Raw genomic sequence first — 18,518 nt, 5'->3', positions numbered from 1 at the left:
ACCTCACGCGGCCGACCCGCCGCGCCTCCGAAAGGTCTCCGCCAGGGCCGTGTTCACGACCACCACGGCTCCGAAGAGCACCGCCGTCACCGGATGGCCGACCGCGTGGACCGCGTACACACCACCGCCGAGCACCACCGCCTTGACCAGCAGAACCCCCACGAGAGGTGGCCGGAAGCGGGCGCGCGGGGCTGCGAACATCCCCCAGAGCGCGATGGCCACCGCCGGTGTTCCCAGCCCGAGCAGCAGCTGAGCAGCCGCGCCGTCCCCGGTGGTGAAACCCCACCGGCCCAGAGCGCCCAGCGCCGCCAACTCGACGACGAACGCAACGACTTCATTGGCCATGAACCAGGGTCGGCCGGTCGGGGCGGCGGGTGTGCCGGCGCCTTCGCTCGTCATCGGTGGTGAACTCCTCTTCGTAGGCAACGTCCCGGCTCACAGCGTTCTTTGAGCCTTTGCTTGGGTCCGGGGGCCCTCGTGCTGGGCCCCGCCCGATTCCTACGGTCATTTTGACCGGGGGTGGGGCGACGGAAGGCGTGGGTGTGCGGCATGAGCGGTAGGCGTCGGCAGGGGGGCCGCAGGCTTCCGGCCAGGAGGGACCGGGGCCAGAGCGCTCTGGAATATCTGGGGCTGCTCGCGGTCGTGGGCACGGCCCGCACTGGGCCGGTTCCTTCACGGTGACGGGCAACGGCTACCAGCACAGCGCCCTCGACCTGCTCAACGCCGCCCAGGACAGCTGACGCGGGTGGTGCGTCGCGCATTTCGCCGCACTACCGTTCCGGGAGTACAAATTGACCGGTACACGACACAAAACACGGCGACCGACGGACGGAATCGAGGACTCATGACCGACAGACGATCGGCGGGCCGTGGCGCGGCGCGGAAATGGCTCAAGGGGGCAACCACCGCTCTGGCCGCGGCCACACTGGTGCTGGCCTCCCCCGCGCTGGCCCACGCCGCTCCACCACCGGCGCTGCCGGGCAACGCGGACGAGAGGGAGCTGGCGTTCCAGCCGGCCTTCGACTACGACAAGGACGGCTGCTACGCGAGCCCGGCCATCGGCCCCGACGGCACGATCGCGCCCGGGCTGAAGATCGGCGGGGACGTGAACGGCAACTGCCGTGATCTGTCCGATCTGGAGAACAGCAACAGCTACTCCCGGGAGAAGTGCAACAACGGGTGGTGCGCCATCATGTACGCCCTCTACTTCGAGAAGGACCAGGTTTCGCTCGGCGGAGGCAGCGCCGGCCACCGCCACGACTGGGAGCACGTCGTGGTCTGGGTGCAGGGCGACCGGGTCGAGTACGTATCCACCTCCGCCCACGGCGGGTTCACCGTTCACCCGCGCTCGGAGATGTTCTTCGAAGGCACGCACCCGAAGGTCGTCTACCACAAGGACGGGGTGAGCACCCACTGCTTCCGTGCGGCCAACGCGCACGACGACCCGCCGGAGAACCACCGGGGCACCTGGCAGTACCCCACCCTGGTCGGCTGGAACGGCTACCCCGAAGGGCTGCGCGACAGGCTGAGCGCCGCCGACTTCGGCAGCGCTCTGCTCGGCATCAAGGACGACCAGTTCACCCGGCATCTGGCGAATGCCAAGCCGTCCGACATCCCCTTCGACCCTGAAGGCTGACCCTGCACGCGCGCCCTGAGGCATGCGGGTGATGCCTGCTGTCAGGTGCAGGGCAGGGGCACTGCCCCGCCCAGGAACCCGGACACGTTGAGCAGTTCGCGGGTGAGTGGTAGGCCCGTGAGGCGCTCGGCGAGTGCGAATGCGGCCTGCGAATGCAGGTCGAAGTTCCGCTCGTCGTCCTCACTCAGATCGAAGCTCGCTGCGCGTGTGGCGTCCACCGAACCGTCAGGAGTCGGCCCGCGGACCAGCGTGACGCAGTACGCCTCGGCCAGAGTGGGAAAGTGCTCGTCGAACCACAGATAGTCATGGGCAGTCGCTTCAGACATGGCGCAAGCACGGCAGCCGCCACTGACACCGCCTGGTGAGTGGCCCGGACCGGATCACCGGACCGGGCCCTGCCGCGTCAGTCCTCGGTCGACGGCGCCGGTGCCACACCGATCGGGCAGGAGACGCCCGTCCCGCCGATCCCGCAGTAACCCGCCGGGTTCTTGTCCAGGTACTGCTGGTGGTACGCCTCCGCAGGCCAGAACGTGCGGTCCTGCGCCGGGAGGATCTCCGTGGTGATCTCGCCGTAGCCGGAGCCCGTGAGGACCTTCTGGTAGGCCTCGCGGGAGGCTGCCACGGCTGCTGCCTGCTCGGGGGAGTGGGTGTAGATCGCGGAGCGGTACTGCGTACCGACGTCATTGCCCTGGCGGAAGCCCTGCGTCGGGTCGTGGGACTCCCAGAACCGCTTCAGCAGCTCGGTGTACGAGACGGTCTTCGGGTCGAAGACGACGCGGACCGCCTCCGTGTGGCCGGTCACGCCCGAGCAGACCTCTTCGTACGCGGGGTTCTCGGTGTAACCGCCCTGGTAGCCGGCGAGCGTCGTCCAGACGCCGGCCGTCTGCCAGAACTTGCGCTCGGCGCCCCAGAAACATCCCAACGCGAAGTCCGCGACCTCCAGGCCCTCCGGGTACGGGCCCAGCAGCGGGTTGCCGAGGACCGTGTGGCGGGACGGGACGGTGAATTCGGGGGTGGGGCGGCCCTTCAGGGCCTCCTCGGGGGTGGGGAGCTGCGGGGTACGGCGTTGCAGGAACATGCGGGGGCTCCTCCTGGGGTCGGCGTGCAGTGGGTACAACGCGCCGGGGATGTCATGGATTCCGCGGGCGTGTGTGAGAGGGCGCCCCGGCCGTGGCTACCGCGGCAGTGTTGCCGGGCTGCCGCCGTTCGCCTCGTAGCCGGCGACCGCCAGTGCCCGGTAGACCGTGTACTCGGCGGCCGGGTCGGGGCTCTGGGTCCACGGCAGTGCGCCCACATGGCCGTCGATGTGGACGAGCTGGTTCATCGCCTCCGACCAGCGTTCCATCCGGACCAGGAACAGCACCAGCAGGTGGCGGACGTGCGCGAGCATCGGGTCGTCGGCGCGGGCCGCGTGCACCGCGAACAGGGCACCCTCGACCGCCTTGGTCACCACCGCGCTCCGGTAGAAGCCCTGCACGAGATTGACCTCGGGCAGATGCTCGTACACCGCGAAGAGCGGCAGCGCGGCCAGCAGTGAGCCCTGCGGGGCGCGGGCCGCGGCCGTGGTGGCGAAGCGGTCGGCCTCCTCGCGGGAGCCGTGCCACTTCTCGCACCAGTAGTGCAGCGCGGCGATGTGCGCGCCCATGTGCGCCGGAGCCCGGTCGATCACCTTCGCCCAGAGCTGGTCGAACTCCTCGTGCGAGTAACCGAGTCCACGGGAGACCGCCAGCTCGACGAGGTACGGAACGGGGTCGCCCGGCGCCGACAGCGCCGCCTCGCCGCAGACCGTACGGGCCTCCTCCAGGATGATCCGGAAGTCGTCCGTCCCCGCGGTCGACGAACGCCACGCCTGCTGCACCAGGAACTCGGCGTGCACCGCCGCACCGCCCGCGTCCTTGGGCGCCTCGGCCCGCCACTTGCGCAGCCACGAACCACCGACACCGGGCTGCCGCGCCAGCTCCAGCGAGGCGGCACCGGCGAACGCCTGTACCCGCTGCCACCGCACCTCACCCTCCTTGGGCGTACCGGCCAGCAACTGCGAAGCCGCCCGCCAGTCCTGGGAGCGCTGCACGACATCGAGCACATCGAGAAGATCCTGGTCCGGGCCCGGCAGCCGGATGTCCAGCTCCTCCTGGCGTACGAAGCCGTAGGTGTCCGGGTCGGCGGCGTCCGGCGAACCGGGCGCGACCTGACGGATACCGCCGCGGCGGCGGTACACGAAGGGGCCGATGACCGCCGCGAGCATGCACAGCGCGATCAGGAACCAGAGAATCTCCATGCCCCCATTGTCACCGGACGGCCCGGTAGCCCGGTGAGCGCCCTCGCGACGAACTACGCTCGGGCCCCATGAGCGACCAGCACAGCTTCGAGACTCTCGCGATTCACGCGGGAAACACCGCCGATCCCCTCACCGGCGCCGTTGTACCGCCCATTTATCAGGTGTCCACGTACAAACAGGACGGCGTGGGCGGACTGCGCGGCGGTTACGAGTACAGCCGCAGCGCCAACCCGACCCGTACCGCCCTGGAGGACAACCTCGCGGCTCTGGAGGGCGGCCGCCGCGGACTCGCCTTCGCCTCCGGCCTCGCCGCCGAGGACTGCCTGCTCCGTACGCTGCTCACCCCCGGCGACCATGTGGTCATCCCGAACGATGCCTACGGTGGCACGTTCCGGCTGTTCGCGAAGGTCGTCTCGCGGTGGGGCGTGGACTTCTCGGTGGCCGACACCTCGGACGTGGCGGCGGTACGGGCGGCGATCACCCCGCGCACCAAGGCGATCTGGGTGGAGACCCCGTCCAATCCGCTGCTCGGCATCACCGACATCGCCGCGATCGCCGGTGTGGCCCGTGCGGCGGGTGCGCGACTGGTCGTCGACAACACCTTCGCCAGCCCCTACCTCCAGCAGCCCCTCGCCCTGGGCGCCGACGTCGTGGTGCACTCCACCACCAAGTACATGGGCGGCCACTCGGACGTCGTCGGCGGCGCACTGATCGTCAACGACCCGGAACTGGCCGAGGAGTTGGCGTACCACCAGAACGCGATGGGTGCGGTCGCCGGACCGTTCGACGCCTGGCTGGTGCTGCGCGGCATCAAGACCCTCGCGGTCCGCATGGACCGGCACACCGAGAACGCCACGAAGATCGCCGATCTGCTGACCCGGCACCCCAAGGTCACCCAGGTCCTCTACCCGGGGCTGCCCGAGCACCCGGGCCACGAGGTCGCCGCCAAGCAGATGAAGGCCTTCGGCGGCATGGTGTCCTTCCGCGTCGTGGGCGGCGAGGACGCGGCGGTCCACGTCTGCAACCGGGCGAAGCTGTTCACCCTCGGTGAGTCCCTGGGCGGCGTCGAGTCGCTGGTGGAGCACCCGGGCCGCATGACGCACGCCTCGGCGGCCGGCTCTCCGCTGGAGGTGCCGGCCGACCTCGTCCGGCTCTCCGTCGGCATCGAGTCCGCCGACGACCTGATCGCCGATCTGACGCAGGCGCTCGGCTAGGACCTGCCCGGCAGACCGGGAGCGGACCAAGACGGACGGGCGGGCTTGATCACCGAAGCCCGCCCGCCCTCAGCACCCTCAGACACTGACCTTCTCGTCGTCCAGCGACGCCCGGATCTGTTCGCGCAGTTCCGGGCCGTCGGTGTGCTCATGGACGGAGACCGCGTGCTCCGCCGCGGCCCGTACGACTTCCTCTTCCTCGCCCGAGATGGTGAGCGAGCAGTCCGTGACGCTCGGATACTTGCGGCAGTCGGCGACTTTCCTGGTCATCGCAGCCTCCTCGGCCGGTTCCCCATGACGCCCCGTTCCAGGATAGTTCGCCCCGAACCGGCCCTCACCAGCCGTCCAGCGGCGGCGTCGTCTCGGTGGGAGGCAGCTGCCACGGCTGCGCCGCCACCGCCCACACCGTGAAAGCCACCACCGCGGCGAACGCCACCAGCATCATCAGCCGGCGGGCGAAACGGAGCCGGTGCAGCAGCCGGCCGCCGCGCTCCGCCGCCCGCTCTGCCAGATCGGCGGGTACCTGCGGATGCGGACCGTCCAGCATGCGCCGGACCTCGTCCTCCCGGCTGCCGCTACGGCTCACGGCGCGACCCCCAGCGGTCGTTGCAACCCCCACCGCGCCGTGGGCCGGCGGGTGCCGCGCATCGTGGCCACCGCACGGTTGCAGATCGCCCGGATCCGCTCCACCGGAAGCCCCAGCAGCGCCGCGGCCTGCTCCTCCGCGACGCCCTCGTACAGCCGCAGCACGAGAACCAGGCGCTCCTGCGGCGTCAGCCGGTCCAGCAGTCCGCCGCGCGGGCGGTGGTGCCGCCAGACCTCATGGGCGAACCGGATGGCCAGCTCCCGCCGCGTGCGGTCGTACGGGTCCTCGCCGCGCAGCCGTCCCCACTGCGCGTACGTGCGTGCCAGCGCGGCCGTGAGCATCCGCTGGGCCCGGGGGTTCGCTCCGGGCGGCTGCATGGGCTCGGCGGTGAGCAGCGTGGCAGTGTGCAGCAGTCGGCCGGCCGCGCCCGCCACGAAGGTCTCGAACTCCTGGGCGCGGCGCCGCTCCCGGCCCGTCTGGCGCTCTCGCACAGTCCTCATCCGAGCCGTTGCGGGGCTCCTGGTCAAGAGGCGTGCGCCCGGCAGCCTGCGCAGCACCGTCAGGCGCTGCCGCTCCCGCTATCCGGCCGGGGGTGCCTGGGGCGAGGTCTGGCGGGCGGCCAGGGCCAGATTGAACCGGGTGAGCAGCATGCAGAACGTCTCGCGCTCCTCGGCCGTCCAGTCGTCCGTCACCTGTGTCATGAGCTCGCGCCGGGATTCGCGGACCTCGTCCAGCCGGGCCTGGCCGCGCGGCGACAGCTGGAGCACGACGGCCCGGCCGTCCTCCGGGTGCGAGGTGCGCTTGACCAGACCGGTGTCGACGAGCGGCGCGACCTGCCGGGTCACGGTCGAGGAGTCGATCCCCATGCCCGCGGCCAGTGCCTTGACGCCCATCGGGCCTTCCCGGTCCAGCCGGTTGAGCAGCAGATAGGCGGCCCGGTCCATGGAATTGCGCACCTGGCCGACACCGCCGAGGCGGGTCTGCTCGGCACGGCGGGCGAATACCGCGACCTGGTGCTGCAGCGCGTCGAGGACGTGGTCGGAACCCGTGGATTCGGGGGTGGCGCCCCCGGAAGGAGACGCAGCTGTCGTCATGTCCTGAGGGGGCATGGCCGGGGGCTCTCTTCGTGCGGTGATCGGATGGGTGGGGGACAGAGTACGCGGCCGCGGGGCAACGCGTACCAGTGCTGCACAAACCTGTGGACAACGGCGCAGGACGGAACCGCACAAGGAGTCCGGCACCCTGCCGAGCTGTAAGACTTACGGTATGAACTTCCGTGCGCCCGGCCGTTTTCCCCCGCTGATCCTCGACGACATCCGCGGGGCGCAGAAGATGCTTTCCGGCGTGGCCAGAGTGACCGCCATGGAAGGCAGCCGCCACCTGACCGAGCTCGTGGGCGCCCCGGTCCACTTCAAGTGCGAGAACCTGCAACGGACCGGTTCGTTCAAACTGCGCGGCGCATATGTACGGATCGCCGGCCTGTCCCCGGTGGAGCGGGCGGCCGGGGTCGTCGCCGCGAGCGCCGGAAACCATGCGCAGGGTGTCGCACTCGCCTCTGCACTGCTCGGCGTACGGTCGACGGTCTTCATGCCGGTCGGGGCGCCGCTGCCGAAGGTGGCCGCCACCCGCCAGTACGGTGCACAGGTTCGGCTGCACGGCCATGTCGTCGACGAGACGCTGGCCGCCGCCCAGGAGTACGCGCAGGAGACCGGTGCGGTCTTCATCCACCCCTTCGACCACCCCGACATCATCGCCGGGCAGGGCACGGTGGGCCTGGAGATCCTCGAACAGTGCCCCGAGGTGCGCACCATCGTCGTCGGGATCGGCGGCGGCGGTCTCGCCGCGGGCATCGCGGTGGCGGTCAAGGCGGTCCGGCCCGATGTGCGGATCGTCGGCGTGCAGGCGGCGGGCGCGGCCTGCTATCCGCCGTCACTGGCCGCGGGGCACCCGGTGTCGATCGGCTCGCTGAACACGATGGCGGACGGCATCAAGGTGGGGCGCCCCGGCGATGTGCCGTTCGAGCTGGTCAGGGAGCTGGTCGACGAGGTCCGTACGGTCTCCGAGGACGAGCTGTCCAGTGCGCTGCTGCTCTGTCTGGAGCGGGCGAAGCTGGTGGTGGAACCGGCCGGTGCGAGCCCGGTCGCGGCGCTGCTGAGCGATCCGAAGTCGTTCCGCGGGCCGGTGGTCGCGCTGCTGTCGGGCGGCAACGTGGACCCGCTGCTGATGCAGCGCATCCTGACCCACGGCATGGTGGCGGCCGGCCGCTATCTGAGCCTGCGGCTGCGGCTGACCGACCGCCCCGGCGCGCTGGCCACGCTGCTGGCCGTGCTCTCGGTGGTCGACGCCAACGTTCTCGACATCGGCCATGTGCGGACCGATCCCCGGCTCGGGCTCACCGAGGTCGAGGTGGAGCTGCAGCTGGAGACGAAGGGCCCGGAGCACTGCGATGAGGTCTCGGCGGCGCTGCACGACGCGGGCTATCTGGTGATGAGCTGACCCTCCCGCGGTACGCGTGTGTCGCGATGTGCTGCGTTCGCGATGCGCTGCGTTACGGTGCCGGCGCCGCCCGGCACGCGGGAAGCCTCCGGCCCGACGGGCCGGAGGCTTCCCGCGTCAGTGGTGTGGGATCAGCCCGCGTAGGGCTTCGCCGTGAGGATCTTCACGGTGGCCGTCTTGCCGTTCGGCAGCTCGTACGCGGCGTCCTCGCCCATCTTCTTGCCGTTCACGCCGGTGCCGAGCGGCGACTGCGGGGAGTACGTCTCGATGTCCGAGCTCGCGTACTCGCGGGAGGCGAGAAGGAAGGTCATCGTGTCGTCCGGGTCGCCGTCGAAGGCGATCGTCACCACCATGCCGGGCTCGACCACGCCGTCGTCGGCAGGTGCCTCGCCGACCTTCGCGTGCTCCAGGAGCTGGGTGAGCTGGCGCACCCGCAACTCCATCTTGCCCTGCTCCTCCTTGGCCGCGTGGTACCCGCCATTTTCCCGGAGGTCACCCTCCTCACGGGCCGCCGCGATCTTTACGGAGATTTCCGTGCGCGCGGGACCAGACAGGTACTCCAGCTCGGCCTTGAGCTGGTTGTACGCCTCCTGCGTGAGCCAGGTGACGTTTTCGCTGGTCTGGGTCACAGGGTGCTCCTCGTCGGTACTGGGAATACAAAGCATCGCCCTACCCGTAAGCATGTGCCTTCACGGGTGGGCGAAACCACGAGCCTAACAATTCGCCGGGAAAAGGGGGAGAAGGTAAACCGTCAGAACTGCGTATGTGCAGGTCAGTGCCTGCAACAGCGATTCAGCGTCGGCGTGCGGCGGTCAATGTGCCGCCCCGCCGTCGTCGGTACAGCCCAGCAGCTCGACGTTGGTCGCCCTGGCTGTCGTACGCAGCGACAGGACGCGGTCGATACGGTCCGTGCGGTCGTCGAAGCGGAAGTCCTTGCGGGCCACGTCGCTGCCGTCCTCGTGCTGCGAGCGCAGCGTGCAGTAGCCCTTGGCGTCTGTGTCCTTGCGCACTTCCAGGTGCACATCGACCCGCTCGTCCGAGACGACCTTGAACTTGATCACCTCGGCGCTGATGCCCTGGCCGCCGACGTAGTCGTAACCGATCCAGCCGATGACCCCGAGAAGAGCGACGCCCAGCACCGAACCGATGATCTTGAGCTTGCGGTCCGCGCGCCGGTCCGCGGAGCGGCCGTAGCGGTTCTCCGGAAGCGCTTCGCGCACCGCAGCCATGATCGTTCCTCCCGTACCGGGGATCGAGGAATTTTCCACCCCCCGGTTCGGTCACTATAGAAGCCTCCCACCCGCCACCCGACCGCCACCCCGAACCGACGTCCCTTCGGGACGACACCTGTCAATGGCGTCCAATTAACGAGGATCGAGTCTTGACTGAGCAGCTGCGACTGATGGCCGTTCACGCCCACCCCGACGACGAGTCGAGCAAGGGCGCGGCCACCATGGCCAAGTATGTGTCCGAGGGGGTGGACGTGCTGGTCGTGACCTGCACGGGAGGCGAGCGCGGCTCCATCCTCAACCCGAAGCTCCAGGGCGACGCGTACATCGAGGAGAACATCCACGAGGTGCGCAGGAAGGAGATGGACGAGGCCCGGGAGATCCTGGGCGTCAAGCAGGAGTGGCTCGGCTTCGTCGACTCGGGGCTGCCCGAGGGCGACCCGCTGCCGCCGCTGCCCGAGGGCTGCTTCGCGCTGGAGGACGAGGAGAAGGCCGCGGCCCGTCTCGTCCGCAGCATCCGTGCGTTCCGGCCGCAGGTCATCACGACGTACGACGAGAACGGCGGGTACCCGCACCCCGACCACATCATGACCCACAAGATCACGATGATCGCGTTCGACGGTGCGTCGGACGCCGAGACGTTCCCCGAGTCGGAGTTCGGTCCGGCCTGGCAGCCGCAGAAGCTCTACTACAACCAGGGCTTCAACCGGCCGCGCACGGTGGCGCTCCACGAGGCCCTGCTGGCCCGTGGCCTGGAGTCCCCGTACGGCGAGTGGCTGAAGCGCTGGAAGGAGTTCGAGCGCGACGAACGCACGCTGACCACGCATGTTCCGTGCGCGGACTTCTTCGAGGTCCGTGACAAGGCGCTGATCGCGCACGCGACGCAGATCGACCCCGACGGCGGCTGGTTCCGGGTCCCGATGGACATCCAGAAGGAGGTCTGGCCGACCGAGGAGTACGAGCTGGTGAAGTCTCTCGTCGATACCTCCCTCCCCGAGAGCGACCTCTTCGCGGGCATCCGCGACAATGCCTGATATGTACGCGACCCAGGCACTGACCCATCTCGTCCCTCTCGCCAAGGAGGTCGACGACAACAAGGTGACCCCCGGCGTTCTCGGCTTCATCGTCTTCGCGGCGCTCGCCGCGGGCGTCTGGCTGCTGATGAAGTCCATGAACCGCCACATGGGCAAGGTCGACTTCGAGGAGGCCCCGGACCCGGAGGCGGCGTCCGGTGGCGCCGTTGCCGCGGGTGCGGGGGCCGCGAAGCGGAAGTAGGCGCGGGGGCGGGTACCGGGGCGTCCGGTACCCGCCTCTCGCCTGGCGCTGGACACGGCGGTTGTGCCCGGCCGGTGTCAAGGATGTCCTCAATCGCCGGACGGGCCGGTTGTGGCCGGCGAAGCCGGATGTGGCCGGACCGCTACGCCCATGACCTCCCGTGCGTGGCGTGTGGGCGTCATGCCCAGGCGCCACGCCTGCCAGCCGTCCTCCAGGTCCACGCCGCGGTTCAGCACCACGGTGAACGCCTCCGCGCAGTCCTCCAGCTTGCCGTCGCGCGTCGGGTGACCGGCCCGGAGCAGGTCGGCCAGTTCCTGCTGGGCCACCGCCGTGCCCACCTCGCTGCCGCCCGGTGACGCGTACGGCAGCAGCGTGCAGCGCAGGAAGCGGGCCCAGTCCGCGCCCCGCGTGTCGCCGTAGGAGTCGAAGAGCTCCGCCGCCTCGCCGCACAGCTCCAGCGCCTGCGGTGCGCGGTTGTTGCCCGCGTCGATCAGGGCCAGCTCCAGGCACGTCCAGGCCTCGCCGTGGGCGACCCCGATGCGCCGGAAGTCGGCCCGGGCGTCGGCCAGGAGCTGGCGGGCGAAGCCGGAGTTGCGGAGGTTTCCGGTCTGCGCGGCCCGCTGGTCGCGGGTGACCCGGCCCGAGTGGTGCCGGGCGCACGCCAGCCCGTACGTGTCACGCATCCGGGAGAACATCGTCCGGGCCCGCTCCAGCTGCCGCACCGCCTGGTCGGTTTCGCCGCTCTCCTCCAGAGCCTGGCCCAGGTAGTACAGCGTCCACGCCTCGCCGCGCGCGTCCTCGTTGTCGCGGTGCCGGGCCAGGGCCTGGTTCAGCTGCTCGACCGCCGGGGCCGGGTCGCCGTCCAGCAGCCGGGCGCGGGCCAGCTGGGTCAGCGCCCACGCCTCACCGCGCTCGTCGCGGGTACGCCCGTACAGGTCCAGGGCCGTACGCAGCGCCTCCTCCGCCCGCTCCACATCGCCCATCCGCAGCAGGGTCTGGCCCAGCTGGAACCGCGTCCACGCCTCGCCGTGCAGCGACTCGCCCTCCCGGTGCAGGGCCAGCGCGGTGTCCAGGAGGGTCAGCGCCTGGGCCAGGTGCGCCCGGTCGCGTTCGACGGCGGCCAGGGCGTGCATCGACCAGGCCCGGTCCTCGGCCTGCTCCTCGGAGGACTGCAGCTCGATCGCCTCGCGCAGCCGCGCCGCCGCCTCGGTCAGATTGCCCTGGTGGTGCAGGGTGATGCCGAGCGAGCAGAGCGCCAGCGCCGTACCCGCCTCGTTCTGCGCCTCGCGGTACAGCCCGACGACCGACGACAGTGTGGTGCGGGCCTTGTCCAGCTCGCCGAGCTGACGGGCCGCGATGCCGGTACGCCACTGCACGGACCGCTCCAGCAGCCCCTTGTCCACGGCCTGCGTCAACTCGCTGATCTCGCCCAGACGGTAGAGGTCGCCGCGCAGCAGGCAGTAGTCGCACAGCGCGCCCAGGAGATCCAGTACGGCCCCCTGATCGACGCCCTCCGCGTGCCGCAGCGCCGACGTGATGAAGCTCGACTCGTCGTCCAGCCAGCGCAGCGCCGAGTCCAGCGAACCGAACCCGTGCGAGCCGAACTGCCCGGCCCGGGTGGACATCTTGCCGTCCACCATGCGGATCACGGCACCGGCCAGCTCCGCGTAGTTCTGGATCAGCCGCTCCTGGGCCGCGGTGCGGTCCGCCGCCGTCTCCTCGTCCCGCAGCCGGGCCAGGGCGAAGCCCCGTACGAGATCGTGCAGCCGGTAGCGAGAGCCCCGCACATGGTCCAGGAGCCCCGCCCCGGCCAGGGCCGTCAGCAGCCGCTCGGCCTCCTGCTCGTCGGCCGAGAGCAGCGCGGCCGCCGCCGCGGCGCCCAGGCTGGCCCGCCCGGCCAGCGCGAGCCTGCGCAGCAGCCGCCGCGCCTGCTCGGACTGGTCGGTGTAGCGCAGCCACAGCGCCCGCTCGACCGGTGCGACCGGGCCGTACGCGGCGAGGTCGGTGGCGAGCGTGCTCCGGGTACGTGGACCGAGCGAGGAGCCCGCTATGCGCAGCGCCAGCGGCAGCCCGCCGCACAGCTCGGCGACCGTGTCCGTCGACTGGGAGTCGTACGGCCCCTCTTCCCCGGCCTGCGCCGCCTCGCGCAGCAGCTCCTCCGCGCCCGCCGCGTCCAGTGCGCCGACCGGCAGCTGATGGACCCGGGCCGGGATGTCGGCGGGCAGCTCCAGGGGCTCGCGGGCGGTGACGAGGACGAGGCTGTCGGAACGCTCGGGGATCAGCGTGCGGACCTGCTCCGCGTCGCCGGCGTCGTCCAGGACGATCGTCACGGGGGTGCCGGTCAGATGCTGGTGGTACAGCTCGCTCAGCCGCCGCACCTGCTGCTCGGCCAAGGCCCCTGGCCGAGCGCTCGATCCCGCCCGGCCGGAGGAGACCCCCTCTCGGAACAGCAGCTGCTCGCGGGGCGCGCCCAGCCGGTTCAGCAGATGCAGCAGCGCGTCACGCGTAGGCAGCGGGGTCTCCCCGGCCACATCGCCGCGCAGGTCCACCACGCAGGCGCCCCGGAACTGGTCCTTCAGGCTGCGCGCCGCCCGTACCGCGAGCGTGGTGCGCCCGGCGCCGGGCGCACCGTGCAGGACGACGACGGTCGGCTTGGTCTCCGTCGACGCACGGCCCTCCCGCACCCACTGCGCGATCTGCGCCAGCTCGGCCCGCCGCCCGGCGAACGGCCCCTCGGCGGCGGGCAGATGACCGAACGACTGCTCAAGCAGCGCGCGCATGCGGGCCGCTGCGCTGCGGTCCCCGCCGCGCAGCGACGGGGCGGTCCGCGACTGCGCGGGGATCTTCTTCGCCGGTGTGCGCGAGGAGGCGGTGAGCATCCGCTGCTGGTCGAGGAACGGGCGGATGCCCCGTACCTCCAGCGCCGCCAGCCACTGCAGCCGCAGCTGTTCGGCGCCGCCCGGCTGCCCGAGCGCACCCGCGCGCCGGTGGGCGGCGGGCCAGTGCGATGCGGTGACCTTGGCGACGGTCGCCGTGGCCCCCGCCACTGCGACGACGGCGCCCGCGCCGAGGGCCGGCCCCGCCGCCGTACCGAACGCGACATCCGCACCGAAGGCGGCGATCGCGGCAACTCCGGTGACCAGCAGGGGAGTTCCCATGGCCGACCGGCTGAACCGCTGCGACAGCGGCTGCTGTCCGGCCTCCGCCGCGTCCAGCGCCTGGAGATACGCGGCGTACTCGTCGGCCGCGCCGGCCGCCAGGGAGTCGAGCGCGGCCCGCCCGCGCGCAGTCAGCGCACCGGCGTCGGCCCGGCCGCCCGACCGCCGTACCTCTTCCTCGACGGCGCGTACCAACAGCCGTTCGGCTTCCGCCCGATGGCTGTCCCGCATGTGCGTCCCCCTCCGGATACGAACAATCCAACTGCCCCTGCTGTCATTGCCGCCCAGTGTCCTGCGTACGGCGCGTCAGCGCGAGAGAGCGATGCGATCAACCGGGCCTGAGAGAGGATGTGGGTATGCCGAATCGCCTGGACCGTGAGACTTCCCCGTACCTCCTCCAGCATGCCGACAACCCGGTCGACTGGTGGCCCTGGTCGCCCGAGGCGTTCGAGGAGGCACGCAGGCGGAATGTGCCGGTGCTGCTCAGCGTCGGCTACGCGAGCTGCCACTGGTGCCATGTGATGGCGCACGAATCGTTCGAGGACGACCGGGTCGCGGCCTATCTGAACGAACACTTCGTCCCGGTGAAGGTCGACCGCGAGGAGCGGCCCGACGTCGACGCCGTGTACATGGAGGCCGTGCAGGCGGCGACCGGCCAGGGCGGCTGGCCGATGACCGTCTTCCTGACCGCCGACGCCGAACCCTTCTACTTCGGCACGTACTTCCCGCCCGAGCCGCGCCACGGCATGCCCTCCTTCCAGCAGGTGCTCGAAGGTGTCGCGGCCGCCTGGACCGACCGGCCCGACGAGGTCGCCGAGGTCGCCGGACGCATCGTCCACGACCTCACCCAGCGCTCCCTCGCACACGGCGGCGAAGGACTGCCGGGCGAACCGGAGCTGGCGCAGGCACTGCTCGGGCTCACCCGGGAGTACGACGAGAAGCACGGCGGTTTCGGCGGCGCGCCCAAATTCCCGCCGTCCATGATCATCGAGTTCCTGCTGCGCCACCATGCCCGCACCGGGGCGGAAGGCGCCCTCGACATGGCCGCAGACACCTGCGCGGCGATGGCCATGGGCGGGATGTACGACCAGCTCGGCGGGGGTTTCGCCCGCTACTCGGTGGACCGGGAGTGGGTCGTTCCGCACTTCGAGAAGATGCTCTACGACAACGCGCTGCTCTGCCGGGCGTACGCACACCTGTGGCGGTCGACGGGCTCGGAACCGGCCCGCCGGGTCGCCCTGGAGACCGCCGACTTCATGGTGCGCGAGCTGCGCACGGCGGAGGGCGGCTTCGCTTCCGCGCTCGACGCCGACAGTGAGGACGGGGCCGGGCGGCATGTCGAGGGCGCGTACTACGTGTGGACGCCCGAGCAGCTGAGGGAGGTCCTGGGGGAGGAGGACGCGGCCTTCGCCGCCGAGTACTTCGGGGTGACGGAGGAGGGCACGTTCGAGGAGGGCGCCTCGGTCCTCCGGCTCATGCGGACGGGCGCCGCGGTGGACGCGGACCGGGCCGCCGACGTACGGGCCAAGCTGCTGGCCGCCCGTGAGCTGCGCCCGCGTCCCGGGCGGGACGACAAGGTGGTCGCCGCCTGGAACGGTCTGGTGATCGCCGCGCTCGCCGAGACCGGGGCGTACTTCGACCGGCCCGATCTGATCGAGCGTGCCACCGAGGCGGCGGATCTTCTGGTACGGGTCCACATGGGCGACGTCGCCCGGCTGGCCCGTACGTCGAAGGACGGGCGGTCCGGCGGGCACGCCGGGGTCCTGGAGGACTACGGCGATGTCGCGGAGGGCTTTCTCGCCCTGGCCGCGGTCACCGGCGAGGGCGTCTGGCTGGAGTTCGCCGGCTTCCTGCTCGACATCGTGCTCCAGCACTTCACCGGTGAGGGCGGGCAGCTGTACGACACGGCGGACGACGCCGAGCAGCTGATCCGCCGCCCGCAGGACCCCACCGACAGTGCGACCCCGGCGGGCTGGACGGCGGCGGCCGGTGCGCTGCTCTCGTACGCCGCGTACACCGGCTCGGAGGCCCATCGCACCGCCGCTGAGGGGGCGTTGGGCGTGGTGAAGGCGCTCGGCCCGCGGGTTCCCCGGTTCATCGGCTGGGGGCTCGCGGTCGCCGAGGCGCTGCTCGACGGGCCGCGCGAGGTCGCGGTCGCCGGGCCGGTCGGCGGTGAACTGCACCGTACGGCGTTGCTGGGGCGGGCGCCCGGTGCGGTGGTGGCGGCGGGGGAGACGGCAGGGACGGAGTTCCCGCTGCTGGCGGACCGGCCGATGGTGGGCGGGGCGCCGACGGCGTATGTGTGCAGGCACTTCGTGTGCGATGCGCCGACGACGGACCGGGAGGAGCTGGCACTGAGCCTCGGATCAAACCCGTCCGACGGCTGAGGACGGAGCCGTCCGGGGACTGAGGGCGAAGCCCCGGCTACAGCGTCAGCCCGCCTTCGAGCGTGTCCAGCGCCTGGTTGATCATCGCGATCAGGTCGCCCTCCTGACCGTGCTCGCCCCAGTACAGCGTCACCTCGCGCAGCGCTCCCAGCACCGCCGCGATGAACACCCGGACCTCCAGGTCGTCGGGGCTGCGGCCGCTGCGGTCGGCGAGCACCCGGGCCAGCACCTTCGCCGTGTCCGACATGGTCTCCGTCATCCGCGCCCGGATGGCGGGGACCTCCACCATCAGCCGGGTGCGCTGCCGCATCTCCTCCTCCTCGCTCGCGACGAACGCCGTCAGCGCCTCGGCCATGATGAACCGCAGCGACTCCAGCGGCGGTTCGTCGGCCGGCCGGTTCCGCAGCTCGGCTTCCATGATCGGGTCGTACTCGTCCGTGAGGACGATGTCCTCCTTGGTCGCGAAGTACCGGAAGACGGTGCTCGGCGACACCTCGGCCGCCTCCGCGATCTGCTCGATCGTCGTCGCGTCGTACCCCTGCTCGGAGATCAGCCGGTACGTCGCCCGGCGGATCGCGATCCTGGTCTTGAGCTTCTTCCGCTCGCGCAGCCCCATCGCGGGCGGCGACCCGGGGGCGGAAACGGAAGGGGTACGAGAGGTGGCGGCCATGGTCGCCATTGTCAGGCATCGACGGGCGCGGGGGCCACGTCCGCTCCCTCCCGGGACCCGGCGGGGAGGTTCGTCAGGAACGCCCCGACCAGCAGCGCCGACACCAGGGCCGTGACAGCGATGACGAGCAGGACCACGCTCATGCCGTGGGCGTACGCCGCGTCCGCGGAGTCGGCCAGCCGCTGCGCGCCGACCTTCGCCGCGACGACATGGGCGGCGACGACCGAGTCCCCGGCGGTGTCCGCGGCGGCGGCCGGTACGCCGGTGGTGTCCAGCCTGCTGCTGTACGCACCGGCGAGCAGGCTGCCCAGCAGTGCGATCCCGAGCGCGCTGCCCGTCTGCCGCACGGTCATCAGCAGCCCCGATCCGCTGCCCGCACGGTCCGCGGGCAGGGTGGCCAGCGCGGCGTCCATCGCAGGGACGACGGCGAAGCCGAAGCCGACCCCGGCGACGGAGAGCCACAGCGCCGTGAAGCCGTAACCGCTCTCGGCCGTAGTACGGCTGCCGAGGAGCGCGGCGAAGGCGAGCACGACCAGGCCCGCCGCCATCGTGGCGCGCGCCCCGAACCGCCGGGTGACGGGGGCGCCCGTCTTCGCAGCGACGATCAGCCCGCCCATCATCGGCAGCATGCGCAGCCCCGTACCGAAGGCGTCATGGCCCAGGACCGCCTGGAGATAGCCGGGCAGGATGAACATCAGCCCCGACATCACGAACATCACGAGCGTCGCGGCGAGCGTGCTCAGCAGGAACGGCCGCTGCCGCAGCAGGGACATGTCGAGCATCGGGCGCTCGGCGCCGCGTTCCCGTACGACGAGCGCGGCGACCAGCGCGGCACCGGCGGCCAGCATGCCCAGCACCAGCGGGTCGCCCCAGCCGCGTCCGGGGGCCTCGATGATCGCGTAGATCAGCGCGCCGAGACCGGTCGCGGTCAGGGCGGTGGAGACGGCATCGACCTTCGGAGAAGCCGGGTCGCTGGTCTCCGGCAGCAGGAACACGCAGGCGGTGATACCGATCGCCACCATCGGGATGTTGATCAGGAAGATCGAACCCCACCAGAAGTGGTCCAGCAGCCAGCCGCCGAGGATCGGGCCGAGCGGCAGCCCGAGCGCGGAGGCGGCCGAGACGATGCCGATGGCCTTGACCCGGTCCTCGGGCGCGCCGAACAGCGACGGCAGCACGGCCATCGCGAGCGGCATCACGAGCGCCGCGCCGATGCCCATCACACAGCGGGCGGTCACGACGGCGGGCACGGCGTCGGCGAGCGAGCCGATGAGCGAGCCGATCAGAAAGATGCCGAGGCCGGTGATGAGCATCCGGCGACGGCCGAACCGGTCGCCGAGCAGCCCGGCCGGGAGCATCAGGGCGGCGAAGACCACGACGTATGCGTCGGCCATCCACTGCTGCTCGCCGGTGGTCGCGCCGAGCTGTTCGGCCATGGTCGGCAGCGCCACGTTGAGGATCGTCATGTCGAATCCGAGGACGAGCATGCTCGCGACCAGCGCGCCCAGGGCCCACCAGCGTCGGTTCATGGGAAAACTCCTTTGAGAGTCACAGTCAAATGAAAGTAACTCTCAAAAGATGGTGAGTGT

General features: G+C 71.1%; 19 protein-coding genes. 6 read left to right on the top strand and 13 right to left on the bottom strand.

Features of this window, described 5'->3' with window-relative positions; translation table 11 throughout:
• Positions 1-3: 3 nt before the first annotated feature.
• On the bottom strand, positions 4-399 hold the full coding sequence (locus ACGFU7_RS03645) for a YrdB family protein (RefSeq protein WP_393691969.1): 396 nt from the start codon (positions 397-399) through the stop codon (positions 4-6).
• Positions 400-844: 445 nt separating this feature from the next.
• Between ACGFU7_RS03645 and ACGFU7_RS03640 the strand changes: the two genes are divergently transcribed.
• Positions 845-1,636, top strand: coding sequence for an NPP1 family protein (locus tag ACGFU7_RS03640; protein WP_393691967.1), 792 nt, complete (start codon positions 845-847; stop codon positions 1,634-1,636).
• Between the two features lie 41 nt (positions 1,637-1,677).
• Here ACGFU7_RS03640 and ACGFU7_RS03635 read toward each other — a convergent pair whose 3' ends face one another.
• The 3 genes from ACGFU7_RS03635 to ACGFU7_RS03625 all read right to left on the bottom strand — a co-directional run bounded on the left by ACGFU7_RS03635 (position 1,678) and on the right by ACGFU7_RS03625 (position 3,914).
• Complete coding sequence (locus ACGFU7_RS03635; protein ID WP_393691965.1) at positions 1,678-1,962, bottom strand: DUF6461 domain-containing protein; 285 nt, start codon at positions 1,960-1,962, stop codon at positions 1,678-1,680.
• 77 nt (positions 1,963-2,039) lie between these two features.
• Positions 2,040-2,714: a peptide-methionine (S)-S-oxide reductase MsrA gene (gene msrA / locus ACGFU7_RS03630; protein ID WP_393691963.1), complete on the bottom strand. Its 675-nt coding sequence runs from the start codon at positions 2,712-2,714 to the stop codon at positions 2,040-2,042.
• A gap of 96 nt (positions 2,715-2,810) precedes the next feature.
• A complete protein-coding gene (locus tag ACGFU7_RS03625; protein WP_393691961.1) occupies positions 2,811-3,914 on the bottom strand; it encodes a hypothetical protein in 1,104 nt (367 codons plus the stop codon).
• A 68-nt stretch (positions 3,915-3,982) separates the two neighbouring features.
• Between ACGFU7_RS03625 and ACGFU7_RS03620 the strand changes: the two genes are divergently transcribed.
• Positions 3,983-5,128: a cystathionine gamma-synthase gene (locus ACGFU7_RS03620; protein WP_393691959.1), complete on the top strand. Its 1,146-nt coding sequence runs from the start codon at positions 3,983-3,985 to the stop codon at positions 5,126-5,128.
• A 78-nt stretch (positions 5,129-5,206) separates the two neighbouring features.
• On the opposite strand, the gene ACGFU7_RS03615 is transcribed toward ACGFU7_RS03620, so the two are convergent.
• The 4 genes from ACGFU7_RS03615 to ACGFU7_RS03600 form a co-directional block, all read right to left on the bottom strand.
• Complete coding sequence (locus ACGFU7_RS03615) at positions 5,207-5,398, bottom strand: DUF1059 domain-containing protein (RefSeq protein ID WP_393691957.1); 192 nt, start codon at positions 5,396-5,398, stop codon at positions 5,207-5,209.
• Between the two features lie 64 nt (positions 5,399-5,462).
• Complete coding sequence (locus ACGFU7_RS03610; protein WP_393691955.1) at positions 5,463-5,714, bottom strand: hypothetical protein; 252 nt, start codon at positions 5,712-5,714, stop codon at positions 5,463-5,465.
• A complete protein-coding gene (locus tag ACGFU7_RS03605) occupies positions 5,711-6,205 on the bottom strand; it encodes a sigma factor-like helix-turn-helix DNA-binding protein (RefSeq protein ID WP_393691953.1) in 495 nt (164 codons plus the stop codon). The genes ACGFU7_RS03610 and ACGFU7_RS03605 overlap by 4 nt, the downstream gene beginning before the upstream one ends.
• A gap of 87 nt (positions 6,206-6,292) precedes the next feature.
• Positions 6,293-6,823 carry a MarR family winged helix-turn-helix transcriptional regulator gene (locus ACGFU7_RS03600; protein WP_393691951.1) on the bottom strand — a complete coding sequence of 177 codons (531 nt, stop codon included), beginning with the start codon at positions 6,821-6,823 and terminating at the stop codon, positions 6,293-6,295.
• A 157-nt stretch (positions 6,824-6,980) separates the two neighbouring features.
• Here ACGFU7_RS03600 and ilvA point away from each other — a divergent pair, with 157 nt between their 5' ends.
• Entirely contained in the window at positions 6,981-8,210 is a 1,230-nt protein-coding gene (gene ilvA, locus ACGFU7_RS03595) for a threonine ammonia-lyase (RefSeq protein WP_393691949.1), read from the top strand.
• Between the two features lie 131 nt (positions 8,211-8,341).
• On the opposite strand, the gene greA is transcribed toward ilvA, so the two are convergent.
• A complete protein-coding gene (gene greA / locus ACGFU7_RS03590; RefSeq protein WP_393691947.1) occupies positions 8,342-8,839 on the bottom strand; it encodes a transcription elongation factor GreA in 498 nt (165 codons plus the stop codon).
• A gap of 183 nt (positions 8,840-9,022) precedes the next feature.
• On the bottom strand, positions 9,023-9,439 hold the full coding sequence (locus ACGFU7_RS03585) for a DUF4307 domain-containing protein (protein WP_393691945.1): 417 nt from the start codon (positions 9,437-9,439) through the stop codon (positions 9,023-9,025).
• A 152-nt stretch (positions 9,440-9,591) separates the two neighbouring features.
• Here ACGFU7_RS03585 and mca point away from each other — a divergent pair, with 152 nt between their 5' ends.
• Positions 9,592-10,473 carry a mycothiol conjugate amidase Mca gene (gene mca, locus ACGFU7_RS03580; protein ID WP_393691943.1) on the top strand — a complete coding sequence of 294 codons (882 nt, stop codon included), beginning with the start codon at positions 9,592-9,594 and terminating at the stop codon, positions 10,471-10,473.
• A gap of 1 nt (position 10,474) precedes the next feature.
• Positions 10,475-10,714, top strand: coding sequence for a hypothetical protein (locus ACGFU7_RS03575; RefSeq protein ID WP_393691941.1), 240 nt, complete (start codon positions 10,475-10,477; stop codon positions 10,712-10,714).
• 89 nt (positions 10,715-10,803) lie between these two features.
• Here the strand turns inward: ACGFU7_RS03575 and ACGFU7_RS03570 are convergent, their stop codons facing one another.
• Positions 10,804-14,103, bottom strand: coding sequence for a tetratricopeptide repeat protein (locus tag ACGFU7_RS03570; RefSeq protein ID WP_393691939.1), 3,300 nt, complete (start codon positions 14,101-14,103; stop codon positions 10,804-10,806).
• Positions 14,104-14,228: 125 nt separating this feature from the next.
• Between ACGFU7_RS03570 and ACGFU7_RS03565 the strand changes: the two genes are divergently transcribed.
• A complete protein-coding gene (locus ACGFU7_RS03565; RefSeq protein ID WP_393691937.1) occupies positions 14,229-16,259 on the top strand; it encodes a thioredoxin domain-containing protein in 2,031 nt (676 codons plus the stop codon).
• 37 nt (positions 16,260-16,296) lie between these two features.
• Here ACGFU7_RS03565 and ACGFU7_RS03560 read toward each other — a convergent pair whose 3' ends face one another.
• A complete protein-coding gene (locus ACGFU7_RS03560; protein ID WP_393691935.1) occupies positions 16,297-16,929 on the bottom strand; it encodes a TetR/AcrR family transcriptional regulator in 633 nt (210 codons plus the stop codon).
• A gap of 11 nt (positions 16,930-16,940) precedes the next feature.
• Positions 16,941-18,458 carry an MFS transporter gene (locus ACGFU7_RS03555; RefSeq protein WP_393691933.1) on the bottom strand — a complete coding sequence of 506 codons (1,518 nt, stop codon included), beginning with the start codon at positions 18,456-18,458 and terminating at the stop codon, positions 16,941-16,943.
• Positions 18,459-18,518: the final 60 nt, after the last annotated feature.

The sequence above is a fragment of the Streptomyces sp. NPDC048473 genome (assembly GCF_043200155.1).
Taxonomy (GTDB): domain Bacteria; phylum Actinomycetota; class Actinomycetes; order Streptomycetales; family Streptomycetaceae; genus Streptomyces.
Note: the sequence above shows the minus strand (reverse complement) of the source record. Positions and strands in the feature narration are given on the sequence as shown.